This is a genomic window from Pseudomonas sp. PA-4-8C (assembly GCF_021606625.1).
Taxonomy (GTDB): Bacteria; Pseudomonadota; Gammaproteobacteria; order Pseudomonadales; family Pseudomonadaceae; genus Aquipseudomonas; species Aquipseudomonas lactis.
This window is the reverse complement of the sequence record NZ_WKCD01000345.1, coordinates 1-5,100: the sequence shown is the minus strand read 5'-3', so window position 1 is coordinate 5,100 and position 5,100 is coordinate 1. Positions and strand designations below refer to the sequence as shown.

Below are 5,100 nucleotides of genomic sequence, written 5' to 3'. Positions count from 1 at the left end.
GTGGAACACCCACAGCCTTGGCCAACGTTGCCGTCGGCTCCTTGAGCGCCACCAGCACCGACGCGGTCAATGGCAGCCAACTGTTCGCCACCAATACCAACGTCGATAACCTGGGCAACCAGCTCAGCGGTCTGGCGACCAACGCCGGCACCCAGAACGCAAACATCGCCAACGCATTGGGCGGCGGCGCCGCGTTGAACCCAACCACCGGAGTCTGGACAGGCCCGAGTTTCACGACCTCGACCATCGATAACACTGGCGCTATGACCGGCACCGCCGTCAGCAACAACGTCGGCGACGCCTTGACCGGTCTCAATAACAGCCTGGCGAATACGGCAGCGGCAGCCGTCAAGTATGACAATGCCGGCGACAAGACTCGTGTGACCTTCAACCCGAACGGTACCTCCACTACCCTGAGCAACGTGGCCGGGGGGACGCTGAGCGCCACCAGCACCGAAGCAGTCAATGGCAGCCAGTTGTTTGCAACCAACACAAACGTTACAGGCCTCGTGACTCAGTTGAGCAACATCGTCAACAGTGGCTCTGGCATCAAATACTTCCACGCCAACTCGCTCAAAGCTGACTCCGTCGCGAGCGGTAGCGACGCCATGGCACTGGGGCCTAACGCGCAGGCCAGCGCTACATCCGCGCTGGCTTTAGGCAATGAAGCCACAGCATCAGGGGCCAGTTCCGTGGCCATCGGCGATGGTGCAAGCGCCACGGGCGCAGGCAACGTCGCTATCGGCAAGGCCGCGAGCGATGACCAGCGTGGCACCGAGACTTATATCGGCCAGTACTCAGGAGCCCACAACACGACTGCAGGTGTGGTATCGGTGGGCAACGCCGCCACTGGCGAGGCCCGCGTCATCAGCAACGTTGCCGATGGCAAGGCGCCGACCGACGCGATCAACCTACGCCAACTCGACGGGGCGGTAACCGAATCCAAACACTACACGGACACATCCCTGAACAAGATGAAGGACACGCTTGGCGACGTGAATGGCGCAGTAAAAGACGTCAGCAATCAGGTCGCCAATGTCGAGGCACAGGTAAGCAGCGTACAAAAAGGCACCAGCGGCGCATTCCAGGTTAACAACACGCGTAACGCGCAACCGCCCAAAGCCAGCGGAACCAATGCGGTGGCGGGAGGCATGGGCGCACAGGCCTCGGGCAATAACAGCATCGCGGTCGGCAGTAATGCCACTGCCAGCGCGGACAATGCAACCGCGACCGGTAACGGCGCTCAAGCTTCGGCGAAAAACAGCGTTGCACTGGGTGCCAATTCAGTCGCAGATCGCGAGAACAGCGTAGCGGTAGGCGATTACGGCAGTGAACGCCAAATCACCCATGTCGCCGCGGGTAGCCAGGGCTCGGATGCTGTCAACGTCGACCAACTAAGCCGTCATGTGGCGAACGCGACTGGGAATGCCAACGCCTATACGGATCAGCGTATCGGCGATATCAAGCGCGATCTGAAACAGCAGGACAGCACCCTCAGTGCCGGTATCGCTGGCGCCATGGCAATGGCCAGCCTGCCACGCTCCTCGACTTCCGGAGGCAACATGACGTCGCTGGCGGTGGGTAACTATCGGGGGCAATCAGCATTGGCGGTGGGTGTTTCCCATGTGTCCGAAAACGGCAGATGGTCTACCAATCTGATGGGTACCACCAACAGTCAGAACGATACCGGTGTGGCCGTTGGTGTCGGTTATCAGTGGTGATAACCGACACCAACGTTGAATGACAAGGCCCGGTGCAAGCCGGGCTTTTCCTATCGCCTCAAGTTAACGGCAAACACACACCGCACTTTGAATACAGGATCATTCTGATGAAACATCAATTACTTTTAAGCCTTGGATTGGTACTCGCCATGGGGCTGGGCGGCTGCGAGGAACAGCGTGCGCCCCTGGCCAATCCGCCCAAGTGGCTCGACCTGCCCGCACTGCCTATCGTGCAGAACGCTGTATTTACTCTTTACGAGACACTGGCCCCGCACAAAAACCCTTTGGTCATGGACCACCTGTGTGCCCTCGCCAAGGGTGAGCTCACGCAGGAACACATCAACACATTTATTCAGCAACAAGGCGGTAGTGCCCAGCAGATACCAGCCCAGGGCCATCCACTGTCGCTGCTGGTCAATGGTGATCGCCAGGCCCAGGTCCAGGCGTGCGCAGCGTACCTGGCAATCACGGTTCTATCACCCCTGAACTTAAACAGTATCGCAGTAGACTCATCTGCATCGGCGTTACCCGATAAACCTAAAACAACAGAAGCTACGCCAGCGCACATCGACCAGGCGAAACTGTTGGCCCTTCTTCCCGCCAAATTGGCCATCGCACATACCAATGCCGACTTCTTCACACTGATCGCCGCCGAGTTGCAACGCCGTCCGGGCCTGACGCCGGAACAGTTTCATCAGTTATCCATGGCGATGTTTGCGCACTTTGCACCCAATTATTTGCAGCGCATCAAAGAGCACACTCCCGCTCAAGGCACGCAGTACAGGGTACTGAAACTGGATGCCGACCAGTTCATGTTTATCAGCAGCAATCGGACGTTGTTTGCCTATGATTTTTCGGGTTTGAAACTGCAGCAAAATGGCGTGAACTGGTTTGGCGATGGCAAGCTATTAGGCAAGTCTTACTTTCTGAAGACTGCTTACCTTCCCGACAGCACCGCACAGTTGAACGGCATACCAAGCCCCCCCGAATCAATACCCGCTCGCCACGAAAGCTCCGTAAATCGATAAGCACGTTCACCTTTAACGACCGAAGCCTGTCGCAGGCCTGAAGCAATAACTGCTTCACCCCAAACACAACCAGCCCGCTTGGCGTCGGCGTTAATTGGGTGACACTATTATGACGGTGGACCCGGAAAATCGACCTGGAGAGAGAGAACCTCGCACTTTCAACGTGGAGGTAATATCAAGCGAATAGTTCATATTATTGGCAACCAACAGATTGCCAGAAGTGACGCCCTCCCGGGGCGTCGAGGCGCGCCGGGAAGTTGCAAGCACAGTAGTTGGCCTGGCGAACTGAGCGAATTCAGTAACAATACGAACTTGAGCGCGCGCCTACGTTTTGCGCACAAACAAAAAAAGACGCCTAAGCGTCTATTTCGTAAATCACAGGCAAAAAAAAGCCACTCGTTAGAGTGGCTTTTTCATTAATGCTTGGAGCGGGAAACGAGACTCGAACTCGCGACCCCGACCTTGGCAAGGTCGTGCTCTACCAACTGAGCTATTCCCGCTTGGTGATGCGCATTCTATAGAATCCTCAGCACCCGTCAACCCCTTGATTCAAAAAAGTTTTATTTCTTTTCAACGGTGGTTCGCAGATGAGGCCAGGCAGCACGTAGATATTGCAGCATGGACCACAGCGTCAGACCGGCGGCGATGAGCAGCAAGGCGTAGCCAGTGAGCACCCAGAACGAGAAGTCCGACGGGTTGGCCAGCAGGATGACCAGTGCGAGCATCTGCGCGGCGGTTTTCCATTTGCCCATGTTGGAGACGGCGACGTGGGCGCGGGCGCCGATTTCGGCCATCCATTCGCGCAGGGCCGAGACGACGATTTCGCGGCCGATGATCACGGCGGCTGGCAGGGTCAGCCACAGGTTGCCGTGTTCCTGTACCAGCAGGACCAGGGCAACGGCCACCATGAGTTTGTCGGCCACAGGGTCGAGGAACGCGCCGAAGGGCGTGCTCTGTTCCAGGCGGCGTGCCAGGTAGCCGTCGAGCCAGTCGGTGGCGGCTGCGAAGGCGAATACCGAACTGGAGGCGATGTAGCTCCATTCATACGGCAAATAGAACAACAGAATGAAAATCGGGATAAGCAGGACACGTAGAACGGTAATCAGATTAGGGATATTCATCGGCACAACTGGCTACGAGGTGAGAAGGCATTCTATTCGCTGTGCAGGTTTGCATAAATCAGCTCAGCGAGCTTTTTACTGATACCGGGTGCTTTGGCTATCTCGTCAATGCTGGCACGGGACAGCTCCTGCAAGCCACCAAAATGTTTAAGCAAGTCGCGACGGCGCGTCGGGCCGACCCCCGCAACCCCTTCCAGGGTTGAGGTTCGCCGGGTTTTGCCACGGCGGGCGCGGTGGCCGGTAATGGCGAAACGGTGCGCTTCGTCGCGGATTTGTTGAATCAGGTGCAGTGCGGGTGAGTCGCCCTTCAAAGTGAACTCATGGGCGGCATCATTCAAGTACAACGTTTCAAAACCGGCCTTGCGCGTGGTGCCCTTGGCGACGCCGAGCAGGATCAGGTCGGGCACCGCCAGTTCGTTGAGCACGTCACGGGCCATGGACAACTGGCCCTTGCCGCCGTCTACCAGCAGGATATCGGGCAACTTGCCCTCCCCGTCCTTCAACTTGCTGAAACGCCGCGTGAGCGCCTGGTGCATGGCGGCGTAGTCATCGCCTGCGGTAACGCCTTCGATGTTGTAGCGCCGGTAGTCGGCCTTGATCGGCCCTTCCGGCCCGAATACCACGCAGGAGGCCACCGTGGCCTCACCGCTGGAATGGCTGATGTCGTAGCACTCCAGGCGCTGGGGCGGCTCGTCCAGGTTGAGCACCTCGGCCAGGGCGTCGAAGCGGGCAGCGACGTGCTGTCGGTTCGCCAGGCGCGCACCCAGGGCCTGTTCGGCGTTGGTCACGGCCAGTTGCTGCCAGCGTGCACGGGTGCCGCGTACGCGGTGGCTGATGTCCAGCTCGCGGCCGCGCAGCTCGTGGATCGCTTCGATCAAGGTGGGGAAGTCTTCATGCACCACGTTGACGATCAGTTCCGACGGCAGGTCGCGCTCTGGGCTGCTGACGTAATAGTGGCCAAGGAACGCAGCCATGACTTCTGCCACGTCTTCGTCGATACCGGTCTGCGGAAAGAAGTTCTTGCTGCCCAGCACCCGCCCACCCCGCACGCTGATCAAGTGCACACAGGCGCCGCCCGGGTTGACGAACGCGGCGATCACATCGACGTCACCGGTGCCGCCTTCCATGCTTTGCTGGTCCTGGACACGGCGCAGCAGGGAGATCTGGTCACGCAGTTCGGCGGCCTTTTCGAAATCCAGGGTACTGGCGGCCTGCTCCATGGCCCCGGAC

General features: G+C 58.7%; 4 protein-coding genes and 1 tRNA gene. 2 read left to right on the top strand and 3 right to left on the bottom strand.

Annotated features, from left to right (window positions below):
* Both GIW04_RS27645 and GIW04_RS27640 read left to right on the top strand, forming a co-directional pair.
* Positions 1-1,721, top strand: a 1,721-nt coding sequence (locus GIW04_RS27645) for a YadA family autotransporter adhesin (protein ID WP_236479407.1), incomplete at its 5' end; no start/stop codon positions are given.
* 107 nt (positions 1,722-1,828) lie between these two features.
* Positions 1,829-2,749, top strand: a complete 921-nt coding sequence (locus GIW04_RS27640; protein WP_120249125.1) for a hypothetical protein — start codon at positions 1,829-1,831, stop codon at positions 2,747-2,749.
* A 424-nt stretch (positions 2,750-3,173) separates the two neighbouring features.
* Here GIW04_RS27640 and GIW04_RS27635 read toward each other — a convergent pair.
* The 3 genes from GIW04_RS27635 to uvrC all read right to left on the bottom strand — a co-directional run.
* A tRNA-Gly gene (locus GIW04_RS27635) sits at positions 3,174-3,249 on the bottom strand.
* 60 nt (positions 3,250-3,309) lie between these two features.
* Entirely contained in the window at positions 3,310-3,870 is a 561-nt protein-coding gene (pgsA, locus tag GIW04_RS27630; RefSeq protein ID WP_120249126.1) for a CDP-diacylglycerol--glycerol-3-phosphate 3-phosphatidyltransferase, read from the bottom strand.
* A 32-nt stretch (positions 3,871-3,902) separates the two neighbouring features.
* Positions 3,903-5,100 (bottom strand): excinuclease ABC subunit UvrC (uvrC, locus tag GIW04_RS27625; RefSeq protein ID WP_236479405.1); only part of this gene is annotated, 1,198 nt, incomplete at its 5' end.